At 60.6% G+C, this 23,384-nt stretch carries 14 protein-coding genes; 8 read left to right on the top strand and 6 right to left on the bottom strand.

Features of this window, described 5'->3' with window-relative positions; all coding sequences use genetic code 11:
• Positions 1 to 206 precede the first annotated feature (206 nt).
• Positions 207 to 482: an HU family DNA-binding protein gene (locus H6A60_RS09170; protein WP_205103771.1), complete on the top strand. Its 276-nt coding sequence runs from the start codon at positions 207 to 209 to the stop codon at positions 480 to 482.
• A gap of 159 nt (positions 483 to 641) precedes the next feature.
• Here H6A60_RS09170 and H6A60_RS09165 read toward each other — a convergent pair whose 3' ends face one another.
• From H6A60_RS09165 to H6A60_RS09155, 3 genes are all read right to left on the bottom strand, one after another.
• Entirely contained in the window at positions 642 to 1,460 is an 819-nt protein-coding gene (locus H6A60_RS09165) for an anaerobic ribonucleoside-triphosphate reductase activating protein (protein ID WP_239477679.1), read from the bottom strand.
• Positions 1,429 to 1,629 (bottom strand): anaerobic ribonucleoside-triphosphate reductase, encoded by a 201-nt coding sequence (gene nrdD / locus H6A60_RS09160; protein WP_205103770.1) that lies wholly within the window; start codon positions 1,627 to 1,629, stop codon positions 1,429 to 1,431. Before nrdD ends, H6A60_RS09165 begins: the two co-directional genes overlap by 32 nt.
• Positions 1,630 to 1,889: 260 nt before the next feature.
• Positions 1,890 to 3,926, bottom strand: coding sequence for a ribonucleoside triphosphate reductase (locus tag H6A60_RS09155; protein WP_205103768.1), 2,037 nt, complete (start codon positions 3,924 to 3,926; stop codon positions 1,890 to 1,892).
• 2,099 nt (positions 3,927 to 6,025) lie between these two features.
• On the opposite strand from H6A60_RS09155, the gene H6A60_RS09150 reads away from it, so the two are divergent.
• Together H6A60_RS09150 and H6A60_RS09145 are read left to right on the top strand one after the other, a co-directional pair.
• Positions 6,026 to 7,882, top strand: a complete 1,857-nt coding sequence (locus H6A60_RS09150; protein ID WP_205103766.1) for an AMP-dependent synthetase/ligase — start codon at positions 6,026 to 6,028, stop codon at positions 7,880 to 7,882.
• Positions 7,883 to 7,992: 110 nt separating this feature from the next.
• Positions 7,993 to 9,873: an AMP-dependent synthetase/ligase gene (locus H6A60_RS09145; protein WP_205103764.1), complete on the top strand. Its 1,881-nt coding sequence runs from the start codon at positions 7,993 to 7,995 to the stop codon at positions 9,871 to 9,873.
• 123 nt (positions 9,874 to 9,996) lie between these two features.
• Here H6A60_RS09145 and H6A60_RS09140 read toward each other — a convergent pair whose 3' ends face one another.
• A complete protein-coding gene (locus H6A60_RS09140; protein ID WP_205103762.1) occupies positions 9,997 to 10,971 on the bottom strand; it encodes a radical SAM protein in 975 nt (324 codons plus the stop codon).
• A gap of 512 nt (positions 10,972 to 11,483) precedes the next feature.
• Here H6A60_RS09140 and guaB point away from each other — a divergent pair.
• From guaB to H6A60_RS09115, 5 genes are all read left to right on the top strand, one after another.
• Positions 11,484 to 12,953 (top strand): IMP dehydrogenase, encoded by a 1,470-nt coding sequence (guaB, locus tag H6A60_RS09135; RefSeq protein ID WP_205103760.1) that lies wholly within the window; start codon positions 11,484 to 11,486, stop codon positions 12,951 to 12,953.
• 269 nt (positions 12,954 to 13,222) lie between these two features.
• Positions 13,223 to 14,794, top strand: coding sequence for a glutamine-hydrolyzing GMP synthase (gene guaA / locus H6A60_RS09130; protein WP_205103758.1), 1,572 nt, complete (start codon positions 13,223 to 13,225; stop codon positions 14,792 to 14,794).
• Between the two features lie 169 nt (positions 14,795 to 14,963).
• Positions 14,964 to 16,082 carry a homoserine dehydrogenase gene (locus H6A60_RS09125; protein WP_205103756.1) on the top strand — a complete coding sequence of 373 codons (1,119 nt, stop codon included), beginning with the start codon at positions 14,964 to 14,966 and terminating at the stop codon, positions 16,080 to 16,082.
• A gap of 176 nt (positions 16,083 to 16,258) precedes the next feature.
• Positions 16,259 to 16,972 carry a TetR/AcrR family transcriptional regulator gene (locus H6A60_RS09120; protein WP_205103754.1) on the top strand — a complete coding sequence of 238 codons (714 nt, stop codon included), beginning with the start codon at positions 16,259 to 16,261 and terminating at the stop codon, positions 16,970 to 16,972.
• Between the two features lie 11 nt (positions 16,973 to 16,983).
• On the top strand, positions 16,984 to 21,273 hold the full coding sequence (locus H6A60_RS09115; protein WP_205103752.1) for an acyl-CoA dehydratase activase-related protein: 4,290 nt from the start codon (positions 16,984 to 16,986) through the stop codon (positions 21,271 to 21,273).
• A 116-nt stretch (positions 21,274 to 21,389) separates the two neighbouring features.
• Here the strand turns inward: H6A60_RS09115 and H6A60_RS09110 are convergent, their stop codons facing one another.
• Together H6A60_RS09110 and H6A60_RS09105 are read right to left on the bottom strand one after the other, a co-directional pair.
• Positions 21,390 to 22,538: an ATP-binding protein gene (locus H6A60_RS09110; RefSeq protein WP_205103750.1), complete on the bottom strand. Its 1,149-nt coding sequence runs from the start codon at positions 22,536 to 22,538 to the stop codon at positions 21,390 to 21,392.
• Between the two features lie 56 nt (positions 22,539 to 22,594).
• On the bottom strand, positions 22,595 to 23,290 hold the full coding sequence (locus tag H6A60_RS09105) for a PhnD/SsuA/transferrin family substrate-binding protein (RefSeq protein WP_205103748.1): 696 nt from the start codon (positions 23,288 to 23,290) through the stop codon (positions 22,595 to 22,597).
• Between the last annotated feature and the right edge of the window lie 94 nt (positions 23,291 to 23,384).

The raw sequence follows: 23,384 nt of genomic DNA, 5'->3' as shown, positions 1-23,384 counted from the left end.
GTTTTTCCGCATTGGGCGCTTACGAGCGGCCTATACAATGGCCTCAGAAGAGGCACGCAAAACTTCCTCGCGGGCGGCGGTCTCCTGCCGAGAGCGAACGGGAAGCTGATTCTCTTCTCCCAGGGCGTCTCTGCCGGAGAACCTGTCCGATAAAACGTTCTCAGAAACGTCTTGGCATAACAAACAAAACAGCTAATGGAGTCACCATGAATCGTCTCGAACTCGTTGACCGCGTTGCGGCGTGCAACACCGCCTCGAAGGCGGAGGTTGACCGCATCATCGTGAGCGCTCTCGAAGAAATCATCAACGCCGTGCGCAACGGCGAATCCGTCACCCTGATCGGTTTCGGCACCTTCAAGGCCGTCGACTGCGCCGCACGCACGGGCCGCAATCCTTCGACGGGCGAAGCCATCCGCATTCCCGCGATGAAGAAGCCGAAGTTCATCCCGGGTACGTCCTTCAAGGAACTCCTGAACAAGTAAGTTCCGCGCGCCTGTTGCGGGCGCGAACTTGGATTTGCCACCGGGCGATGTTCGATTCATCGGCGGCAAACGAGAAGAAAGGCAGCGCGTCTTCGTTGAGAAGCGAATGCGTTGCCTTTTCTTTTGCCGTTTTCTTTTATCGCTTTGCCGAACGCGCGCTCAGTCGCGACGCTCGATGTAGCGGCCGACGGCGCTTTTGAAAGCCGCACGGGTCCGCTCGCTCGGGTAGTCGGCATCGACGCGCGGCAGCGTTGCAAAGAACGTGCCGGGCGGGCGTCTGTAAATCTGAAGAGCGAAGGTTTCGACCGCCTGTCGCTTGAGCCAGTCTGCGAGCTCAAGAAGCTTTTCTTCAGGGAGATACGACGGATGCGCCGTCGTTCTGCACTCAAAGGGAATGCCCGCGGCTCGAACGGCCGCAAAGGATGCGAGAAAGCCCTCGGCCGAATGACGCTTGCCCGTCACCGCGTCGTAGAGCACCGCATCTTCGGGCGGCGCCTTCACGTCGAGCCCGACCCAGTCGATCTCGGGGAGCACTTCCCGGAGGCGGCCCGGATAGGCGCCTCCCGTGTGCAGCCCCACGAGAAAGCCCATGTCTTTGACGGCGCGAATCGCCGCTGGCAACGCCGGGTCGCAGCAGGGTTCTCCCCCAGAGAAGACAACACCGTCCAGAAGCCCCTTGCGGCGCGACAGAAGCGCCTTGAGCGACGCCCAGCTCTCGTGCGCGAGCGACGCATCAAAGGCGCGCGGCTGCATCCACGGATTGTGGCAGTAGGTGCAGCGCCAGGGACAGCCCTGCACGAACGCAACTGCCGAGAGCTTCCCCGGAAAGTCGATCGTCGTAAAGGGCGTGATAGCGGCCACCCGCAAAAGATCGGGGCCGACGTCCGCGGGGGCGTCGGCCCGTTCGTCCCGTTCGGGAATGATGGCGATCATGCCGCAGACCGCGTTACTTCGCGCAGCAGCCGTGGATGTCGCCATGATCGGCCGCACGCTTTTCCGTAAAGCACGTGCGCTCGGCGAATTCGCCCTTCTTGCCGATATTGAAGCTCTGCACGGGGCGGTGATAACCCATCACGCGCGTCCAAACTTCGCAAGGCTGACGTTCGCTGTCCTTGAGAGCGACCGCTTCGTTGATTTTTTCGGACATGTTTCCCTCCAGCAGTGTGTCTTTTCTTCCGGAGCGGACGGGATGTCCGCCCCCTTTTCGAGCGACCGATCAAAACCGACACAAACGCAGCGCGCCGGATGAATGGTCTCGATAGCGGAAGAAATAATAACAAATAACCGTTTTCAATTGCTTCTATCAGATTGATAGCAAACGCAATTGAAAGCGTTCATTTGACTGCCGACACACCATAGATTGTGGTGCATCGGCAGACTTCAGATGTTTATGCGCTTTCGGCGAACTCAGCTCGCAGCCGCGAGCCGTTCGGATTCCTGACGCTTCTTCGCAAGGAGTTCGGCATCGCACTTCGGGCAGAAATCGTGGCGGCCCGACAGATAGCCGTGCTTCGGACAAATCGAGAAGGTCGGCGTAATCGTGATGTAGGGCAGCCGGAAGTTCGTGAGCACGCGGCGCACGAGATCCCGACAGGCTTCGGGCGAGGAAACCGCCTCGTTCATGTAGAGGTGCAGCACCGTGCCGCCCGTGTACTTGCGCTGCAGGTCGTCCTGCATCTCGAGCGCGAGGAACGGATCGTCGGTGAAGTTCACAGGCAGCTGCGAGCTGTTCGTGTAGTAAGGATTCGAGGGCGTGCCCGCCTGAATGATGTCGCTGAAGCGCTTGCGGTCTTCCTTGGCAAAACGGTATGTCGTCCCTTCGGCGGGCGTCGCCTCGAGGTTGTACATGTGGTCCGTCTCTTCCTGGAAAGCCACCAGCTTGGCGCGCACGTGGTCGAGAAACTCGAGCGCAAAGGCGTGACCGGCCGCCGTCGTGATGTCTTCGGCGTCGTCCGTGAAGTTGCGAATCATCTCGTTCATGCCGTTGACGCCGATCGTCGAGAAGTGATTGCGCAGCGTGCCGAGATAGCGCTTCGTGTACGGGAAGAGCCCCTGATCGATATGGCGCTGGATGACCTTGCGCTTGATTTCAAGGCTCGTCTTCGCGAGTTCAAGGAGGTAGTCGAGACGCGCGTAGAGCCTCGTCTTGTCACCCTTAAAGAGGTACCCGAGACGCGCGCAGTTCACCGTCACGACGCCGAGCGAGCCCGTCTGCTCGGCCGAGCCGAAAAGCCCGTTGCCGCGCTTGAGGAGCTCGCGCAGATCGAGCTGCAGACGGCAGCACATCGAGCGGATCATGTTGGGCTTCAGTTCCGAATTGATGAAATTCTGGAAGTACGGCAGCCCGTAGCGCGCCGTCATGTCGAAGAGGCGCAGCGCGTTGGGCGAAGACCAGTCGAAGTCGGGCGTGATGTTGTAGGTCGGAATCGGGAACGTGAAGACGCGCCCCTTGGCATCGCCCTTCATCATCACCTCGATGTAGGCGCGATTGATCATGTCCATCTCGGCCTGGAGTTCGCCGTAGGTAAAGGGCATCTCCTCGCCGCCGATGATCGGACGCTCTTCGCGCAGGTCCTGCGGGCACACCCAATCGAACGTGAGATTCGTAAAGGGCGTCTGCGTGCCCCAGCGAGAGGGCACGTTGAGGTTGTAGATGAGCTCCTGCATGCACTGCAGCACTTCATCGTAGGGCAGGTTGTCCTTGCGGATGAAGGGCGCGAGATACGTATCAAAGGACGAGAACGCCTGCGCGCCCGCCCATTCGTTTTGCATCGTGCCGAGGAAGTTGACGATCTGGCCCGTCGCCGAAGAGAGGTGCTTCGGGGGATTGGCTTCAACCTTGCCCGCAACGCCGTTCAAGCCCTCCTGAAGGAGGGTGCGCAGCGACCAGCCCGCACAGTAGCCCGAGAGCATGTCGAGGTCGTGCACGTGGAAGTCCGCCTCGCGGTGCGCTCGGCCGACTTCGGGCGGATAGATGTAGTTGAGCCAATAGTTGGCGACAACCTTCCCGGAAACGTTGAGAATGAGCCCGCCGAGCGAATAGCCCTGATTGGCGTTGGCGTTGACGCGCCAGTCGACCTGCTCGAGGTACTCGTTGATGGAGCTTTCGACATTCACCCAGCTCTTCTTGGCGTCGCGCGCCTTCGCGCGCGATTCACGGTAGACGATGTAGGCGCGCAGCGTCGTGAAGTAGCCTGCGTCGAAAAGCGAGTGCTCGACAGCGTCCTGCACCTCCTCGATGTGAAGCGTGATGCCCGGGCGATCCGTGCAAAGCTTCGGCAGCACGCGCTCTTCCACGATCGCACGCGCGGTCGCTTCATCGAACTCCTGCGTCGCCTTGCCGGCCTTAGCAACGGCTCTCACAATCTTTTCGCTGTCGAAATCCTTCACGGATCCGTCGCGCTTCAACAGGTGCTTCGGCTTTGCCGGCGAGGTCATTTCCATCGTTGTTCCCAAATCTCAAGAAAATCAAAGAGCTTACTACCTATAGTGTTTTGAGTTCGATAAACACACTATAGGTAGTGAGCCCTTTCCAAGTGACGGCTTTGAATATATCAGAGGGCGGCGCTGCCGTCGCCCCCTCCAAAGGAGTAAGGTCACCCTAGACGATTTGAGCAACCGTCGCCCTTTCCTCGCGTCCATCGCAGTTGACGCGCCTTATGTTTTTTGTTCACCGAGTTATTAGGTAGTTACCCTATTACCATGAAATCGGGACGCCACCGACGAATCAGGTTCCTTTCCTCGTTCGGCCGTTCGCCGTATCGACCTTATTCGATTGAACTAGGTGTTACCTCCAATATGCCGAGATAAATCATCTGCCTAGAATCCACCTCGATCCGATTCCTCCTTTTCGGTCGGTCGAAATGACTACCCGAAAAGGCGTGCGTCGACATCGGATGCTTCCGAGGGGCTGCATTGACTATGCCTGCTGTGCTCAGCGGTCTGATCAATGCAAGCATGCCGCATCCGAATGTTGTTTAAGCTCGCGACTTCCGAGTTCGCGAGCTTCTTTTTTCGTGCCTTCTTGGTGCTTTCTTGGCGCATTCGACACACCTTTCGGTGTCCTCTCGGTCGTCTGTCTTCTCGACCGGACATGCGCTTCGCATTTGCCGCTCCCTCAAGACGCCCGACGGATAACCGAAACGAGCGTCGGTCTGATAAGCGCCGCCGCTCTATGTGTGCTTTTCGTGCCGTGCGCTTCCTTGCGTTCTTCCCGCCTTCTCGATCCCGGCACCGATTCGTCGATCGCCCCCGAGCCCCCGAGCCCCCGAACCGAATCTGAAATCGAGGCTTGCGGTGCCCTTCTCGTCCCTCAAGCCTCGGTTCGATGTTTCCTGACTTTCTGCTAACCGCCTGAAAACATGCGTAATTTTACGCATAGTAAATCGTTCAATTTAATCAAACATTTGTTCGGTTTATGCACCAAATAGAGACACGCTTAACTCCGAATACAAAGAATCTCTGAACTTGCAACCTTTTGTTTCATTGATTCTTATCAAACGCGTTAATCCGCTCACCCCTGCGCGTTAACCCGCATTCGCCGGTTTTCGGAGCTTTCGTTAGGCGGGCAGGCGTTCTCCGCGCATGCGAACGCGTGTTCTCCAAGACCTCGGCAAGCGCTCGCCGCTTGTATGGCAAACCAATCTGTGAATCGTGCCGGAGAGTCGCTCATCGATCACGCGAATGGGGTTGTGCAACCACTCAAGCGCCTTCAGCCAAACGGTTTGCTAGAGACGCCTTTCCGGGGGCGTTTTGAAGGGGCATTAGCGCGCAGGCGGCCCCTTTATGCGACCTCATTGCCGTCCGACACGAGTGTACGGGCAGAAAATAGTCGTTTACAGCTTCAAAACCGCACGGCATCCGCAAGGATAGCGGCCAAGACATGAACGGAAGGGTTTAAACAGGCGGCCCCGCTTTTCTCTTCGGGCGTCCCTCTGCAGGCAATGCGGACCGACTGTGTACGGCAGCCGCACGCGGACACTCATTTTCGACACCCGAAAATGAGTGCGGGTCGACGACGTCCCTTTTCGTCATCGACCCGCGCAAATGCAGCAGTTATTGTGAAGGATGCAGGACCAACCACATCGTTCGAAAGCGTTTGAGGAGCAACGCATGGAGCTTTGTTTTCGCTGCAGGAAGAAAGTTACTCCTACCTCGAAGGGTATGCAAACGAGGCTGTGCACGCCTCCTTGATGCACTATATTGGTGCATTTTAAGGGTTTTCTCCCAAACTAATGATCACTCCGCAGGAAACATTAATGCCCCACAACTAAATGCAAATAATTCCTATTTAAGAGAATTTTTCACGGAACAGCGATTGACCATACGTATTTCAGCGTATGGTTCACACACCACCTCAAAAAGCGGTTCAACGAGAAGCGTCTACGCGGTATGTTCACCTCAACCGCGCAGATGATTCGCCTCTGGGAGCACATGCGAGTCTCATCTAAAATTTCGTATTCGTCCCGTTCGTGCGCGGCCCCGACACACAGCCGGAAAGTACACGACGGAACTGCTGCACAACAAACAACGAGTCCAGACATATGACCGAATATCTCGATAACGGCGGCCGCGAACACATCAAGGCGCTCGACGTGCTCACCACGCTGCCCGAGCTCTTGACGCACCACCTTGAAAAGCGCCCCGATGCCATCGCCTACAAGGCTTGGGACGCCAAGGCCAAAGCCTGGCGGGATTATTCGTTCCGCTTTGTCTGCGAAGAGGTCGAGCGCTGGCGTCACGCTTGGGCCGGGCTCGGACTCTCGCGCGGCGACCGCGTGGCGATGCTGCTCCCCAACTGCATGGAAGCGGTCTATTTCGACCAGTCCGTGCTCGCCAATGCGCTCGTGCCGGTGCCGCTGCACGCGATCGACACGCCCCGCTCTTCGGCCTATATTCTTCGCGACTCGGGCGCAACGGTGCTCGTCACGAATAAGAAGCTCAAGTGGCGCCAGATTCGCGATGCAGCCCCCGATTTGAAGCTTAAGCTCGTCGTCATCACCGACGATGAAGACGCTGACGACCCCGAGGCGCCCGTGCCTGTTCTGAGTCTCGAGCGGTTTCTTGCAGCGACGCCCGCTGCGCCCCTACCCTCGGGCCCGCACCCGACGGACCTCGCCGCGCTCGTCTATACCTCGGGGACAACCGGCAACCCCAAGGGGGTGATGCTCACGCACCGCAACATTCTCTCGAACATCCGCGGGGTGCTGCGCAGCCTCAATCCGAACGAAAACGAAGTGCTGCTCTCGTTCCTGCCGCTCTCGCACACGTTCGAGCGCACGACCTCCTACTATCTTTCGCTCGGCCTCGGCTGCACCACGGCCTTCAACCGCTCGATCGCGAATCTCGCCGAAGACTTGAAGACCATTCGCCCGACCGTTCTCATGTCGGTGCCGCGCGTTTACGAAATGATTTACGGGAAGCTGCGCGACGGTCTTGCCAAGAAGCCCGCCTTCGTGCGCTGGCTTTTCGACTGGGCCGTTGAAGTGGGCTGGCGTCGCTTCTGCCGGGAAAACAATCTTCCCGTCGAGCCCTCGGGCCGCGCCTGGCTCGATCCGCTTGTGGCGGGCTTCCTCGACCGCAAGATCGGCCGCGAGCTGCGCAAGGTGTTCGGCGACCGCATCCACCTCTACATCTCGGGCGGCGCCGCGCTGAGTCCGGCCGTCGCCAAGGTTTTCCTCGGTCTCGGCATCCCCATCTTTCAGGGCTACGGCATGACTGAAGCGAGCCCCATCATTGCCGTCAACCAGGAAGGCTGCAACCACCCCAATACCGTGGGTCCGGCGCTCGCAAACCTCGAAGTGCGCCTCACCGAACAGGGTGAACTTCAGGTGCGCGGCCCCTCCGTCATGAAGGGCTACTGGAACCGCGAAGACGCTACGCGCGCGGTGCTGAGCGACGACGGCTGGCTTTCGACGGGCGACGTCGCCGAAATTTACAGCGACGGCTGCATTCGAATCACGGGCCGCATCAAGGAAATCATCGTCACCTCGACGGGTGAAAAAGTGCCGCCCGCCGACCTTGAAGCGGCGATGGAAACGGACCGCCTCTTCGCGCAGACGCTCGCCGTCGGCGACGACCGTCCCTATATCGGCGCGCTTGCGGTCGTCAATCCCGACGAGTGGAAGAACCTCTGTGCGCAGCTCGGTCTCGACCCGGACGACGACGCATCGCTCTCGAGCCGCGACGCCGAACAGGCGGCCGTGCGCCGCATCAAGAAGGCTTGCGCCGGGTTCCCCAACTACGGCATTCCGCGCCAGGTGAAGCTGCTGCGCGAACCGTGGACGATCGAGAACGGCCTCCTCACGCCGACGCTCAAACTGAAGCGCAATGTCATTCAGCAGCGCTACGTCGACGAAATCGAACAGCTCTTCTCCGCGCTCGTAAAGAAGTCAGCCTAACGTCCGACAAGACCGACGGCGCGCCGACAGCGCGGCGTGCCGTCGAGTACGCGAGCAGCTCAAAAACAAACAAAGCAACAGCAACACCGGCCTTGCTGCCGGCTCAAGCAATGACCTATACGAACCCACTTCACGCCGAATCGATTCACAATCCCGAAAACGTTCGGCGCCATCCGCTCTTTGCGATTGAAACGGTGCCCGCGATGCTCGAGCGCACGGTCGCCGCGCTCCCCGATCGCGAAGCGTTCCGACAGTTCGACTACCAGGAAAACGCTTGGATTTCCACTACCTGGCAGCAGTTTCATCAGGGCGTCATGCGCTGGCGCCGTGCCTTCACGGCGATGGGCCTCAAACCGGGCGACCGCGTCGCGATGCTTCTCACGAACTCGGTCGACGCCGTCACGTTCGACCAGGCCGCGCTCGCCTGCGGCCTCGTGCCGGTGCCGCTTCACGCGATCGACACGCCCTGGTCTTCGGCCTACATCCTCAAGGACTCCGAGAGCCGATGCCTCGTGACGACGTCTCGTGCGCGCTGGAATGCCATTCACAGCGCCGAACCGAATCTACCCGATCTTCTTGAAGTCGTCTTCACGAACGAAATCGTCAACGACGTGCAGTCCGAGATCCGCCTCACGGGCGTTGAGGACTGGCTCGCGCGCGGCAACGGCATTCCCGACGAGGCACTGCCGCCGCTGCCCAGCCCCGACGACCTCGCGGGCTTTATCTACACGTCGGGAACAACGGGCCGTCCCAAGGGCGTGATGATCACGCACCGCAACATCGCTTCGAACGTCAAGCAGATTCTGCTTGCCACGCGCATCACCGAAGAGGACGTCTACCTCTCGTTCCTGCCTTTCTCGCACACGTTCGAGCGCACGGTTGCGCACTATGTGAGCGTGGCCACGGGCGCCGCCATGGCATTTGCGCGCTCCGTGCAGCATATCGAAAACGACCTTGCCGACGTCAAGCCCACCGTCATGTGCTCAGTGCCGCGCGTTTTCGAGCGCATCTATCAGAAGATCCAGGTGGGTCTGCACGACGCGCCCGAGCGCGAGCGCTACCTCTACGACTGGGCGCTTGAAGCGGGCTGGCGGCGCTTCTGCCGCGAGAACGACCTCCCTGTCGAACCGAGCGAGCGCGCAAACCTTGACGAAACGGTGCTCGCGATGCTCGACGAAGAAGTGGGCGAGAAGGTGCGCGCCGTCTTCGGCGGCCGCCTCTCGAAGGTCTTCGCGGGCGGCGCCTCCCTCAACTACACGGTCGCGAAGTTCTTCTGCTCGATGGGCATTTCGATGCGCCAGGTCTACGGCCTCACCGAAACGACGCCGATCGTGAGCTTCACGCCCCGCGCCCTCAATCACCCGGACTGCGTTGGCTGGGCCGTGGCGGATACGGAAGTGCGCTTGGGAGACAACGATGAACTGCAGGTAAAGGGCCCGCAGGTGATGAAGGGCTACTGGAAGAAACCCAAGGAAACGGCCGCCGCCTTTACCGAAGACGGCTGGTTCCGCACGGGCGACCAGGCAGACCTCTCCGACGGCGGTCGCGTTCGCATCAAGGGTCGCCTCAAAGAAATCATCGTCACCTCCACGGGCGAAAAAATTTCGCCCGTGGACCTCGAATTCGCCATTCAGGAAGACCACCTCTTCGAACAGGTTCTCGCCATCGGCGAAAACCGTCCCTTCATCAGCGCGATCGTCGTAGTTAACGACGCGCTCTGGCGCAAGCTCTGCGACGAAATGCAGCTCGATGCCGACGATCCGGCCACGCTCACCGCCCGCGCGATGACGCGTCTGCTCGTCAAGCGCGTGCGCGCCGCCGCCAAGGACTTCCCCTCCTACGGCATCCCGCGCGCCGTGGCCGTGGTGCGCGAGCCCTTTACCGTTGAAGAGGGGCTCCTCACGCCCACGATGAAGCCAAAGCGCAAGAACATTGCGCAAAAGTATGCGCACCTCATTGAGGCGCTCTACGCGGGCCACAAGTCCGCCTGATCGTCTGTACGCAGTCGGCCCCGCCGACTGCCCGATACATAAAGGTGCTTGAAGGGCGTCCGCCTCCTTTCAGTGGCGGACGCCCTTCTTTTTCCTGCCGCGCCGCCGCGGCAAGCGCGCGCGTCATTGCCCGGCAGCGAGCACGTTCGAGCCGTCAAAATGCGGGATGAATGCCGCAGAATTGGTGCGGCCGACCTGTCGAAAGCCCTTCTTCACGCCGATCGCTTCGGCGTGGCGAAGCACCTTCTGATATTCGAGCGTCGTGAGCGGCCGATTGATTTCCGGGTGCCGGCACGCCTTCCAAACGGGCATGTACTGATTCATGAGCGAAATGTAGATATCGTCGCCGAAGCGCCCGTGGAGCCAGTCGAGAAGCCGGCAGCTGTCGCGCCACTGCCAAGGGAGCACGAGGTGGCGCACGATCATGCCGCGCGTCATGATCCCGGCCTCGTTGAAGACGGGCGCGCCCGTCATCTCGAACATCGTTTCGATCGCGCGCGAGGCATACGTGAAGTACTGCGGCACACCCGAATAGAGTTCGCCCAGACGATTGTCGAAGTACTTGAGGTCGGGCAGAAACACGTCGACGAGCCCGTCGAGAAGATGCAGGCTCTCGGGAAGCTCGTAAGCGTTGGAGTTGTAGACAACGGGAACGCGCAAGCCCCGGCGCCTGGCTTCTTGGAGTGGCTCGACGAGTCGGTCGACGTACTGCGTCGGGCTCACGAACTCGATGCACTCGGCGCCGCGCTCGACCTCTTCGAACATGATCTCGACGAGCCGTTCGGCATCGATATCGTAGCCGCGGCCCTCGGCGCTGATTTCATGGTTCTGACAGAAGCAGCAGCGCAGGTTGCAGTGCGAAAAGAAGATCGTCCCCGCGCCGTGCTTGCCTGAAATACAGGGCTCCTCCCAGGCGTGAAGATTGACGAGCGCTACCTGCATGCGTTCGCCCCCGTGGCAGAGGCTTCTCTTGTTGCCGAGCGGCGTCGAGCGGTCGGCATTGCAGCGGCGCGGACAGAGATTGCAGGGCCCCGAGCAGTGACGGCTGACGACCTTTGCATCGGCCTGCACACCCGCCAAAGAGCGCGTTGCGATCATGGTTTCGGTTTGCATGAACGTGAAGAATGTGACCGATGCGCCTGCCGCGCGCGGTGTGAAGACGCCTTCTTAAACATCTTCCCGCTCCTTGAAACGCGTCCGGCGCACGCGAAAACGAAAGCGGCAAAAATTGTACGCCTCGCGCAAGTGCCTGCGTGACGGGCATTTTCCAATGCTCGAGCAGGGTGCTCAAAAAAATTTCCAAACCGATAGCATTCCGTGAAGAAAAAAATTCGGAAAAAAGTTTCTCCGCGCAGCACAGTCGGTTCGAAAAAGCGATACACTGCGTCCGCAAATCAATCTCCGATTTAGGCAGCCAAGGTTTCCACTCTCTCGACAAGGATGAAAACCCGCAGGACTGCCGAGGGCGCAGCAGCCCGTTTCGGCCCCCGAAGCGAAACGCTGCCGCGCTTGGATAAGTCGAATTCACAAATGTGCCGAACGCCCAATTCCGCCTGAGAGTCCTCTCGGCTGAATCGCACGGTGTTTTTTTTTTGCACTTAGAGGTTGTTATGCGACTCCTTCAGACGGCCCTCACCTTCGACGACGTTCTGCTCGTCCCCGCCTACTCCGAAATCCTCCCCCGCGACACGCAGCTTCAGACGCAGCTCACGCGCGATCTTCGCATCAACATTCCGATGGTTTCCGCCTGCATGGACACCGTCACGGAAGCGCGTCTTGCCATCACGCTCGCTCAGGAAGGCGGCATCGGCTTCATTCACAAGAACATGACTGCCGACCAGCAGGCCGCTGAAGTCGCCAAGGTGAAGCGTCATGAATCGGGCGTCGTTTCCGAACCGATCACGATCGGCCCGGACATGCTCGTGGGCGACGTGATTGCCCTCGCTCGCGAACACCGCATCTCGGGTCTGCCCGTCGTTGCGGAAGACGGCACGGTGCTCGGCATGGTGACGAACCGCGATCTGCGCTTTGAAACGCGCATGAGCATCCCGGTTCGCGAAGTGATGACGCCGCGCGAACGTCTCGTCACGGTTCACGAAGGCGCCTCGCTCGAAGAAGCCAAGGGCCTCATGCACCGTCACCGCCTCGAACGCGTGCTCGTCGTCGACAAGAATTTCCACCTTGCCGGCCTCATGACCGTCAAGGACATCACCAAGGCGACGGACCATCCGTTTGCCGCCAAGGACGGCAAGGGCAAGCTCCTCGCTGGCGCCGCCGTCTCGGTGGGCGCCGGCACGGAAGAACGCGTCGAGAAGCTCGTTGACGCGGGCGTCGACGTTCTCGTCGTCGACACCGCCCACGGCCACTCCAAGGGCGTGCTCGACCGCGTCACCTGGGTGAAGAAGCACTATCCGCAGGTTCAGGTGATCGGCGGCAACATCGCGACGGCCGCAGCCGCGCTCGCCCTCGTCGACCACGGCGCCGACGGCGTCAAGGTCGGTATCGGCCCGGGCTCGATCTGCACGACCCGCATCGTCGCCGGTGTCGGCGTTCCGCAGATCACGGCCATCAACAACGTTGCCGAAGCCCTCGAAGGCACGGGCGTGCCCTGCATCGCCGACGGCGGCATCCGCTTCTCGGGCGACATTGCCAAGGCGATCGCCGCCGGTGCTTCCGCCGTCATGATGGGCGGCATGTTCGCCGGTACCGAAGAAGCCCCGGGTGAAGTCATCCTCTACCAGGGCCGCTCCTACAAGTCCTACCGCGGCATGGGCTCGCTCGGCGCCATGGGCAAGGGCTCGGCCGACCGCTACTTCCAGGACAACAACCAGGGCAACCTCGACAAGTTCGTGCCGGAAGGCATTGAAGGCATGGTGCCCTTCAAGGGCCCGCTCGCCGCGATCATCTATCAGCTGATCGGCGGCCTGCGCTCCTCGATGGGCTACTGCGGCTGCGCCACGATCGACGAAATGCGCCACCGCGCTCAGTTCGTCCAGATCACCGCGGGCGGCCTGCGCGAATCGCACGTTCACGACGTCAAGATCACGAAGGAAGCGCCGAACTACCGCCTCGAACACTAATAGAGGCACCCGTTCGGGCGGACGCTTTTTCAGGTCCGCCCGACGCTCTCCTTCCAAGAAGCGCCCGCCGAGCCCGCTGCGGCTCTCGGGCGCGTCTTTTTTGACACCACACCGCTTCGGCCGACGGGGCGTTTCTGTTAAAGTAACGCCCGACAAAACGGCGCCGCTTCAACGCAAGCGAAGCCCCGGCCGAAAAAACCGGCCGACCGCCGCACTCGTAGCGAGTTCGTCGGCACGACCGTTCTCTTTTCCACCATCGAGTCCATCCAATGACCGCGTCTCACGATCGCATTCTCATTCTCGACTTCGGCAGCCAGGTGACCCAGCTCATCGCCCGCCGCGTGCGCGAAGCCCACGTCTACTGCGAAGTTCATCCCAACGACGTTTCCGCCGAATTCATCCGCGAATTCGCGCCCAAGGGCATCATTCTTTCCGGCTCTCACATGAGCGCGTACGAAGAAAGCACCGACAAGGCGAGCGAAGCCGTTTTTGAAGCGGGCGTTCCCGTTCTCGGCATCTGCTACGGCATGCAGACCATGGCTCAGCAGCTCGGCGGCAAGGTCGAAGGCGGCGGCAAGCGTGAATTCGGCTACGCCGAAGTGCGCGCGCACAACCACACGAAGCTCCTCGAAGGCATCGAAGACTTCAAGGGTGAAAACGGCGAAGGCATGCTCAAGGTCTGGATGTCGCACGGCGACAAGGTGACTGAGCTTCCCCCGGGCTTTAAGGTGATGGCCTCGACGCCCTCGTGCCCGATCGCGGCCATGGCCGACGAAGAACGCCGCTTCTACGGCGTGCAGTTCCACCCGGAAGTTACGCACACCGTTCAGGGCCGCGCGCTCCTCAACCGCTTCGTGCTCGACATCTGCAAATGCTCGCCCGACTGGATCATGGGCAACTACGCCGAAGAAGCCGTCGCCAAGATCCGCGAACAGGTTGGCGACGAAGAAGTGATCCTCGGCCTCTCGGGCGGCGTTGACAGCTCGGTTGCTGCGGCGCTCATCCATCGCGCCATCGGCACGCGTCTTACCTGCGTCTTCGTCGACAACGGTCTGCTTCGCAAGAACGAACGCGAACAGGTTCGCGAAACGTTCGAAAAGAACATGGGCCTGCGCCTTGTCGTCGTCGACGCCGTCGACCGCTTCATGAACGCGCTCGCGGGTGTCACCGACCCCGAACAGAAGCGCAAGATCATCGGCCGCGAATTCGTCGAAGTCTTCCAGGAAGAAGCCGCCAAGATCACGAACGCGAAGTGGCTCGCCCAGGGCACGATCTATCCGGACGTCATCGAATCGGCGGGCGCCAAGACGAAGAAGGCAAAGACCATCAAGTCGCACCACAACGTCGGCGGCCTCCCCGAAACGCTGCACCTCAAGCTCCTCGAACCGCTGCGCGACCTCTTCAAGGACGAAGTCCGCGAACTCGGCATTGAGCTTGGCCTCCCGGCCGAAATGGTCTACCGTCACCCGTTCCCGGGCCCGGGCCTCGGCGTTCGCATTCTGGGCGAAGTGAAGCGCGAATACGCCGACCTTCTGCGCGAAGCCGATGCGATCTTCATCGAAGAACTGCGCAATGCCGGTCTCTACGACAAGGTGAGCCAGGCGTTCGTCGTGTTCCTCCCGGTGAAGTCGGTGGGCGTCATGGGCGACGGCCGCACCTACGAATGGGTCGTGAGCCTGCGCTCTGTGCAGACGACCGACTTCATGACGGCCCACTGGAGCCACCTGCCGTACGAACTCCTCGGCAAAGTCTCCAACCGCATCATCAATGAGGTCCGCGGCATTAACCGCGTCGTTTATGACGTGAGCGGCAAGCCCCCTGCCACGATCGAATGGGAGTAATCCTGATTGGTAACTTAAAACGTTACTAGCGGACGCTCGTGTCCCCTGCAGCCAATCGAGTTGCAGGGGATTTTTTTATCTTTGACTCTCCACAAATGCAAGGCGGTATCTCCCCATTTGCCCATTAAGATAGAGAGCTGTTATTCGCGCATCGCTTTCTTTTCAGACCATGAACATCGCTCTTCTCGGCTACGGCACCGTCGGACGCAGTCTTGACGAACTTCTGGGCGAACGTCCCGTCGGGATCGTCGTTTCGCGCATTCTGCGCCGCTCCGGCAAGACGCAGGGCGACCCGCGCATGACGGACGACATCGCGTCGATTCTTTCGGACGAATCGATTGAAGTCGTCGCTGAAGCGATGAGCGGCGAAGAACCGGCAGCTGCCTACATCGAAAGCGCGCTTTTGGCAGGTAAGCACGTCGTGACGGCCAACAAGGCCGCGATTGCGCCGATGCTGCCGAAGCTTCTTTCGATAGCACGCGAGCGCGGCGTCGTACTCGCCTTTGAAGCAAGTGCCGGCGGCGTTATTCCCTGGATCGCCAACCTGCGCCGAGCTGCGCGGTTCGACCGAATCGACCGCTTTTGCGGCATTCTGAACGGCACAGGCAACTACCTCATCGACCGCATGACCTGCGGCCTTTCCTTCGGGGAGGCACTCGCCGAAGCGCAGGCGCTCGGCTTTGCCGAAGCCGATCCAACGGCTGACGTTGGAGGCTTCGACCTTGTCAACAAATCGATCGTCACGGCAGCCGCCGCCTTCGGGTGCGTACCGGGCGTCGAAACGCCCGTTCCCGTCGTGGGCCTGGAAAAGCTCAGCGTCGACTTCATGCACTTAGCCGCTCGAGAAGGCAAAACGGTCCGCTTCATGGCCTTCGGCCGATGCGCCGCGAACCGCCCAAACGCGCAGGCGCCTGCACTCGCGCTCGGCGTCGCGCCCGTTCTTCTTTCCTCAACCTCGCTCGAAGCGGGCGTCGGGCGCAACTACAACCTCGCTTCGTTCTACGGTGACGTCGCCGGCCCCATGAGCTTCTTCGGCCAGGGCGCGGGCGGACGCCCGACCGCCGACGCCATGATCGCCGACATGCTCGACATTGCTCGGGGCGCCGTGCCCGCAACACCGCCGGTCACGGCAGCACCCGACGACAGCCTTCTTTTCGGCACAGGGCTCTTTGAAGACGGCACGCGGATTGCGGGCACGTTCGTCGAGATCGCTGCGGCGGCACGGCGCGAAGGCGAGCGCCGAGGCTTTCTCGCGTTCGAACCTGACGCTTCGCTCTTTTCGCGCTGATTGCACCGCTCGAGAACGACGTCAGCCCAACGCCAAAGAAACGCTTGATTACAGGAATCAATCGTCCCGAAAGGATAGGCGAATCAAATCAGTATAAACACCAATCGAAGCTGCGCGCCCCCTTCAATTTAACAGGTGCAAAATTACTTTTATCCTGTTTTTACGCATCGCTTCGAATGGCTTCGAAATTTCCCCACCACGCGACAGACGCTCATGCGCGCCGCTCTCGCGAGCGGCTCGCTCCGCAGGACCGCCGCGCGCAGATCGTGCGCGCCGCGCTTGAGCTTTTGGTCGAGTCGCACGCGCTCGAGCCTTCTTTTTCGGTGCTCGCCGAGCGACTCGGCATCTCCCGCAATTTGATCTACCACTACTTCGCAAGTCCTGCAGCGCTTCTCACTGCCGTCGTTGAGAGCGAATGCGAAGCCGTGACTTCGTCGATCGAAGCGGCCGAGCGAGCGAGCGCGAACGCGCCGCAGCGCGAAAAGCTCGAAGCCGTTCTGCTTGCATACATCCGCTCGATTTCCGTGCGGCTCGATTTTGTACAGCTCGTTTCCTGCTCGTCGGAGGCAGCAAAAATTTTCAATGAGCTCGTTGCAAAAAACACCCCGACTTTCACCGAAGTGCTCCTCGGCATTCTGCCGCTCGACGAGGTCAAAGGCCCGATCTGTGAAGACTGCATAAAAGCGGCGCTGCGTGCCTGGATGGAATTCATGCGGCTCTTCATTCACGGACTCGTCAAGCGCGGTTCACCGTACGATGAAGAGGCGGTCGCGCGTTATGCGGCCGACGTCCTTTACGCGGCTGCGCTCGGCGCAGCCAAGCTCAAGCCGAGTGCAACACTTGAGCAGCCCGCCGACGGCGAAAGCTGCCCGAACAACCTCATTCGCTGATTCGACTCCATATGTACGCCTTAGGCATCGACCTCGGTTCCACCACCATCAAATATGTGCTTCTCAATGAAGCCGGTGATGCAATCGCACGCAACTATGTCCGGCATAAGAGTGCCGTGAGCGAGACGCTTATCGGCGCGCTGCGCGATCTCGACCGCAGCTGCCCGCAGGCGGCGAATTCGCCCGTTCGCGTGCTCTTTTCGGGCTCGGGCGCGCTGCGCCTTGCGCAGGCGCTCGGCACGCCTTTCGTACAGGAAGTGCTCGCCGCTTCGACCTATCTGCGCGCCCATGCCCCCGAACTCGACGTCGCGATTGAGCTCGGCGGCGAAGACGCCAAGCTTCTTTATCTCTCGAACGGCGTCGAACTGCGCATGAACGAAGCGTGCGCCGGCGGCACGGGCGCCTTTATCGACCAAATGGCGAGCCTCCTCGACACGGACGCATCTGGACTCAACACGCTCGCAGCGGACGCGACGCTCTCGCACCCGATCGCTTCGCGCTGCGGCGTCTTTGCCAAAACCGACGTCGTGTCGCTTTTGAATGCCGGTATTCCTAAAGCAGAAATCGCGCGCTCGGTTTTCGACGCCGTCGCCGAACAGACGATCGGCGGTCTTGCCTGCGGGCGCGCCGTGCGCGGCCGCATCGGGTTCCTCGGCGGTCCGCTTTCATTCTTGTCTGAATTGCGCGAAGCCTTCAAGCGCAAACTCGCGCGCGAAGGGAACACGTTCCTGCAGTTCGACGACGCACATTTTGCCGTCGCCTGGGGCACCGCCAAGGCAGGTTTTGACGAGCGGCGCGCGGACGTTGCGGCCGCCAAGCCCTTTGAGACGCTCGCAGGCTTTGTCGATACGCTCGAAAAAACGAAACTGCCGCCCGAAGACGACGCGAATCTCCCTGCGCTCTTTGCGACGGCCGCCGAACGTGCCGAATTCGAAACGCGCCATGCAGCCGAAAAGGCCGAGCGCATCGCGCTCGAGGACACGCAGGGGCCGCTCTTTCTCGGGATCGACTTGGGCTCAACCACCGTTAAGGGGGCAGTCGTCGACGGCGAAGGGCGCCTTGCCTACAGCTGGTACGAATTGAATGAAGGCAATCCGCTTGAGCGCCTCTACGCGCAGGTGAAAAAGCTCATCGAGCTCATCCCCGAAGGTGCCTCGCTTCGCGCGATCTGCTCGACGGGCTACGGCGCAGACCTTGCCAAAGCCGCCCTCGGCGGGCAGTTCGCCGAAGTCGAGACGCTCGCGCACCAGCGCGCGGCTGTCGCCTTCGAGCCCGACGTGAGCTATGTGATCGACATCGGCGGCCAGGACATGAAGTGTCTTGAGGTGAAGCAAGGTCTCATCGCAAGCGTGAAGCTCAACGAAGCTTGCTCTTCGGGCTGCGGCTCGTTTCTGCAGACCTTCGCGCAGCAGCTTCATCTGCCGCTCTCGGACTTCGTTGAAGCCGCGCTCAATGCCAAACACCCGTGCGACCTCGGCACGCGCTGCACGGTCTTCATGAATTCGAAGGTGCGTCAGTCACAGCGCGACGGCGCGCCGATCGAAGACATCGCCGCGGGCCTTTGCCGCTCGATTGTCCGCAACGCACTCTACAAGGTCCTTCGCATTCACGACCCGAAGTCCTTGGGCGAACACGTCGTCGTTCAGGGCGGGACGTTCCTCAACGACGCGGTGCTTCGCGCCTTTGAGCAGCAGATCGGCCGCAACGTCGTTCGCCCCGACATCGCGGGCCTCATGGGTGCCTACGGCGCGGCGCTTCTCGCGCTCGAGCGCACGACGAACGATACGGCACCGCTAGAAATCCGCACCGAGATGCTCGACGCCGCGCGCGTGCTGCAGCGGCGCTTCCGCTGCAAGGGCTGCGGCAACCACTGCGAGCTGCAGATGAACCGCTTCCCGTCGGGGCAGAAGTTCTTTAGCGGCAACCGCTGCGAATTCGCGATGAAGTCGGGCGGCGCACGCAAGAAGACAACCGAAACCTTTGTCGACTGGAAGCTCAACCGCCTCTTCGGCCAGACGCCGCTCGACGAAAAGGACGCCCCCATGGGCGCCGTCGGTATTCCGCGCGTCCTCAATCTTTACGAACACTATCCGTACTGGTTCGAAATCTTCACGACGCTCGGCTTTCGCGTCGTGCTCTCGCGCGCCTCGGACCATGCTATGGCGCAGCTCGGCACCGACACGATTCCGTCGCAAACGCTCTGCTTCCCGGCGAAACTCGCGCACGGACACCTCGCAGAACTCGCGCATGCGGGGCTCTCGGAAATCTGGTTCCCGTGCGTGCCGCGCGAAGGGACGCCCTACCGCGAAGCCGACGGACGATTCGCCTGTCCCGTTGTGGGCGGCTACCCGGAAGCATTGAAGCTCAACGCCTCGGAGAGCTTCCCGGCGGTCGCGATCCACACGCCCTTTGTCGACCTTGCCAACGCCAAGAGCGTCGAGCGTGCGCTTCTCGAAGCGTTTCCGAAGCTCGACGCCAAGCGTGTGCGCGAGGCGATCAAGGCGGGCGAAGCGGCGCTAGCCGCCTACCGCGCCGACGTGCGTGCCAAGGGCGAAGCGCTCTGGCGCGCGCATGAAGCCTCGCAGGAGCCGCTCATCGTGCTCGCGGGCCATCCCTATCACCTGGACCCGCTCGTCAACCACGGCATCCCCTCGCTCATCGAATCGATGGGGGCGGCAGTCGTCACCGAAGATGCGGTGGCGCATCTCGCCCCGCAGCCCGAAGGGATCGAAGTCGTCAATCAGTGGACTTTCCACAGCCGCCTTTACCGCGCAGCTTCTCTCGTGCTCCGAACACCGCACGCCGAGCTCGTGCAACTCGTGAGCTTCGGCTGCGGGCTCGACGCCATCACCTCCGAGCAGATCAAGCGTCTTCTCGAGCCCGCGGGCAAGCTCTTCACGATGCTCAAGATCGACGAAGGCGACACGCTTGGTGCCGCTCGCATTCGACTGCGCTCGCTCCTCGCGGCCGTTGAAGACCGCCGCACGACGCACCGGACCATTCCGATCGAGCTTCTCAACGCCGCGACGCAAAAGCGCAAGCCCCAAGCGCAAAACACGCCGATCGCGCGGCGCACGCTCTACGCGCCGCAGATGGCGCCGATCCACTTCCCGATCATCGCGGGCGCGCTGCGCTCGCTCGGCTGGGACGTTCGGATCCTCCCGGAAGTTCGTCCGCAGGCGATCGAGCTCGGACTCGCACACGTCAACAACGACGCCTGTTACCCTGCGATCGTCGTGATCGGGCAGCTCCTTGATGCGCTCCAAAGCGAAGAGATCGATCACGCGCACTCGGCGCTTCTTTTGGCGCAGACGTGCGGTCCCTGCCGCGCAACGAACTACCCGAATCTGCTGAAGTGGGCGCTCGAAGAGGTGGGCTGCGACGACATTCCGGTCGTTTCACTCTCGGCAGGACGCATCGAAGGTGCCGAACAGCTCAATATCGGCCTCAAGGGTCTGCATCGCCTCATGGTCGCGCTCGTTTACGGCGACCTCATGCAGCGACTCTCCTTCTTTGTGCGCGCCTACGAGCTTGAGAAAGGCAGCACCGAACCTCTCATGCGCAAATGGACGGCGCGCGCCATTGCGGCCGCGCAGCGCGGCGACGGGCGCGCCTTCTCGCGCGACGCCGTCGAAATGGTACGCGACTTCATGGCGCTGCCGCGCAGCACGACGCCGAAGCCCCGCGTCGGGATCGTCGGCGAAATTCTGCTCAAGTACCACCCGAGAGCGAACCTCGAAATCGTCGAAGAGATCATTGCCGAAGGGGCCGAACCCGTGCTTGGGGACCTCTCGAGCTTCTTCCTCTACTGCCTCAACGACGACATCTTCCAGGCGCAGGCTTTCGGCGCATCAAAGCTTAAAGCGGGTTTCGCGTGGCTCGCCGCACGTCACCTCGAGTCGCTGCGCCGCCCGATGGCCGAGGCCTTGAAGGGGACGCCGCTCGAAGGCGTCACGACGCTCAAGGACGGGCTCGAACTCATCAAGGGGTTCGTTTCACCCGGCCAGGAGGCGGGCGAAGGCTGGCTTCTCACGGCCGAAATGCTCGACTTCATCAATACGGGCGCAGAGAACGTCGTCTGCCTGCAGCCCTTCGGGTGCCTGCCGAACCACATCACGGGCAAGGGCGTCATGCGGCGCCTTCGCACCGACTTCCCGCAGGCAAACCTCTGCGCGATCGACTTCGAAGCGGGCACCTCGCGCTCGAACGTCGCCAACCGCCTCAAGCTCTTCCTCGCACAGGCGCGCGAGAACTTCAAGCGCCGGCACGAAGAAGCTCACCGCGGCGCGGCTTCACACTGATGCAAAGAATCGCCTCCGTCCGAATTTTCACGAATTCGGACGGAGAGCCGCCCAAAAGCGAACGGCCGTCAACTTCGGGAAGCCGCCGTGCTCGAAGCTCTTCCCAGGTGCCTTGATCAATCCGTCAAACGCTCGTCGTTCGCAATCACGTCGATATTGTTCGGCGTTGCGATAGCGACCTTTGTTTCAGGGTACGCGCGCTCAAACGCTTTAATCGAAGTCGTTTTCGATTTGGCGCTCGATTTGCACTCAAAGGCCCTTACTTTTCCGTTTAGAACCTCAAGGAAATCGACTTCGTGCTTCGCGCGCGTGCGCCAGAAATAAATTTCAGCGCCGTCGCAGCGGAAGGCATGGTGTTTCAAGCGCTCCGTAAAGAACAAATTTTCCCAAAGCGCACCTGCATCCGTTCTAACTGGCAGAGGCGAAAAATCGCGGATTAGGGCATTGCGTATGCCGTTGTCGTAGAAATAAATCTTTTTGCCGAGCTTAATTTCGGATTGCGGATTGCATGAGAGTGACGGCACCGTCTTGATGATGAAGCAGGCTTCAAGCAGGTCGACGTAGCGTTCAATCGTCTTATTTTGAATGCCGAGCTCTCTCGCCACCGTTGCGTATTTCACTTCGGAGCCGACGTTGTAAGCCAAATACTTCACCAACTTTACGAGCTCAGTCGGCTTTCGCATTTCGGCGAGCTTGAAAAGGTCCTTGTAGAGGACGGCATCCGCGAAATCGAGCAGATACTGCTTCGCATGCTGTGGTTCGTTCACGACAGCCGGACAACAGCCGTAAATCATGCGATCTTGAATCTGGCGTTTGACTTCGATCCAGGACGTGTGCGCAGCGAGTTCTTCCAGAGAGAACGGCCACAGATTGTAGGTATTGAAACGCCCAGCCGCCGATTCCTTCATGCCGCCGGCCAGTTCCAGCGAACTCGATCCGGTCACAAAAAGTCGGCACCCGGCATGGTTCGAATCCACCATGCGCTTGATGACACGGCCTATACCCGGAACGAACTGCGCTTCGTCAATGATGATGTACGGAAACTGCTCCAGAAGCGGCAGATACGACTTCGGATCGGCGAGAACGGCCAAATCGTCCTCATCTTCACCGGTGAGCACAAGGTGACGCTTTCCTTGCGCGAGCTTATTGAGGAGCGTGCTCTTGCCGACTTGTCTTGGCCCAAGAATGATTTCAGCGCGGCCGGCAAGACCCGGCGTTACAAGCTGCTTCTCCAGGGCTCGAGGTATGTATGGAAAATCGAACATTTTGGCATCGTAATCCCAAATTATTTAACTTTTTAAGGATTGTAATCCTAAAATGTTTAACTTTTCGCCAAACGAAACCTCTTCCCAGAAAAAAGCAGAAGGGGTCGGAAGACGTTGTCGACGTCCCGAAAATCCGTCGCACCCCCCCAAATCGGCGCTTCATGCTCATCCTTCATTGTGAAGACGGTTCGAGCGATGATGGCACCCTTGTCAGGGGAAACGGCGTTGGTGACGGCAAGCGTCATGCCCGGGACGCTCTTCGTGGAATGACGGCACGCTAGGCTGTCTTCAAAAGGCTCAAGCACGCGCCATTTCCCTTCGATTTGCACGTTGTTTTCCTCAAGCCAGCAAGCGCGGAGGAAGACGGCATCAACTCGACCGACATCGAGAAGCCAGAGCAGCGCTGTGCCGCCCGTCTTATGCACATACGTCCATTGAATCCCGCTCTCGTCGGGAAGCAACCCCGTCTCGGCAGCTAAGGCGGCAAGCGGCAACGCCCGCGTCGTGAAAGCATTGGGGCGGCTTGCGCCGATACGCTTGCCTTTTAGATCCGAAAATTCTTCGATTCCGCTTCCTTCGGGAACGAGCACAACGGCTGCGGCACTGGCGTTCGGGTTGACGGCATAAGGCGTCGAGCGCGTAGCGATCGCGCGGACGCCGCTGCCGTGCAGCATCTGCCAATAAAAGCCCGAGCTCGAGATGAAGGCATCGATGTGCCGTTCCCCGAAACCGGTTAAATCTACCGGTTCCATTTCCATTCTTTAGGGCGGTTCAACCCCGGAATGGAGGGCATTTATTCGCACTCTTGGCAAGAGCCTGGCGCCGTACGGTTGTTTCCATTCCACG

This window comes from Sutterella massiliensis (assembly GCF_016899755.1).
GTDB classification, from domain to species: Bacteria; Pseudomonadota; Gammaproteobacteria; order Burkholderiales; family Burkholderiaceae_F; genus Sutterella; species Sutterella massiliensis.
The sequence above is the reverse complement of the archived record's forward strand: the minus strand, read 5'-3'. Positions and strand labels throughout refer to the sequence as shown.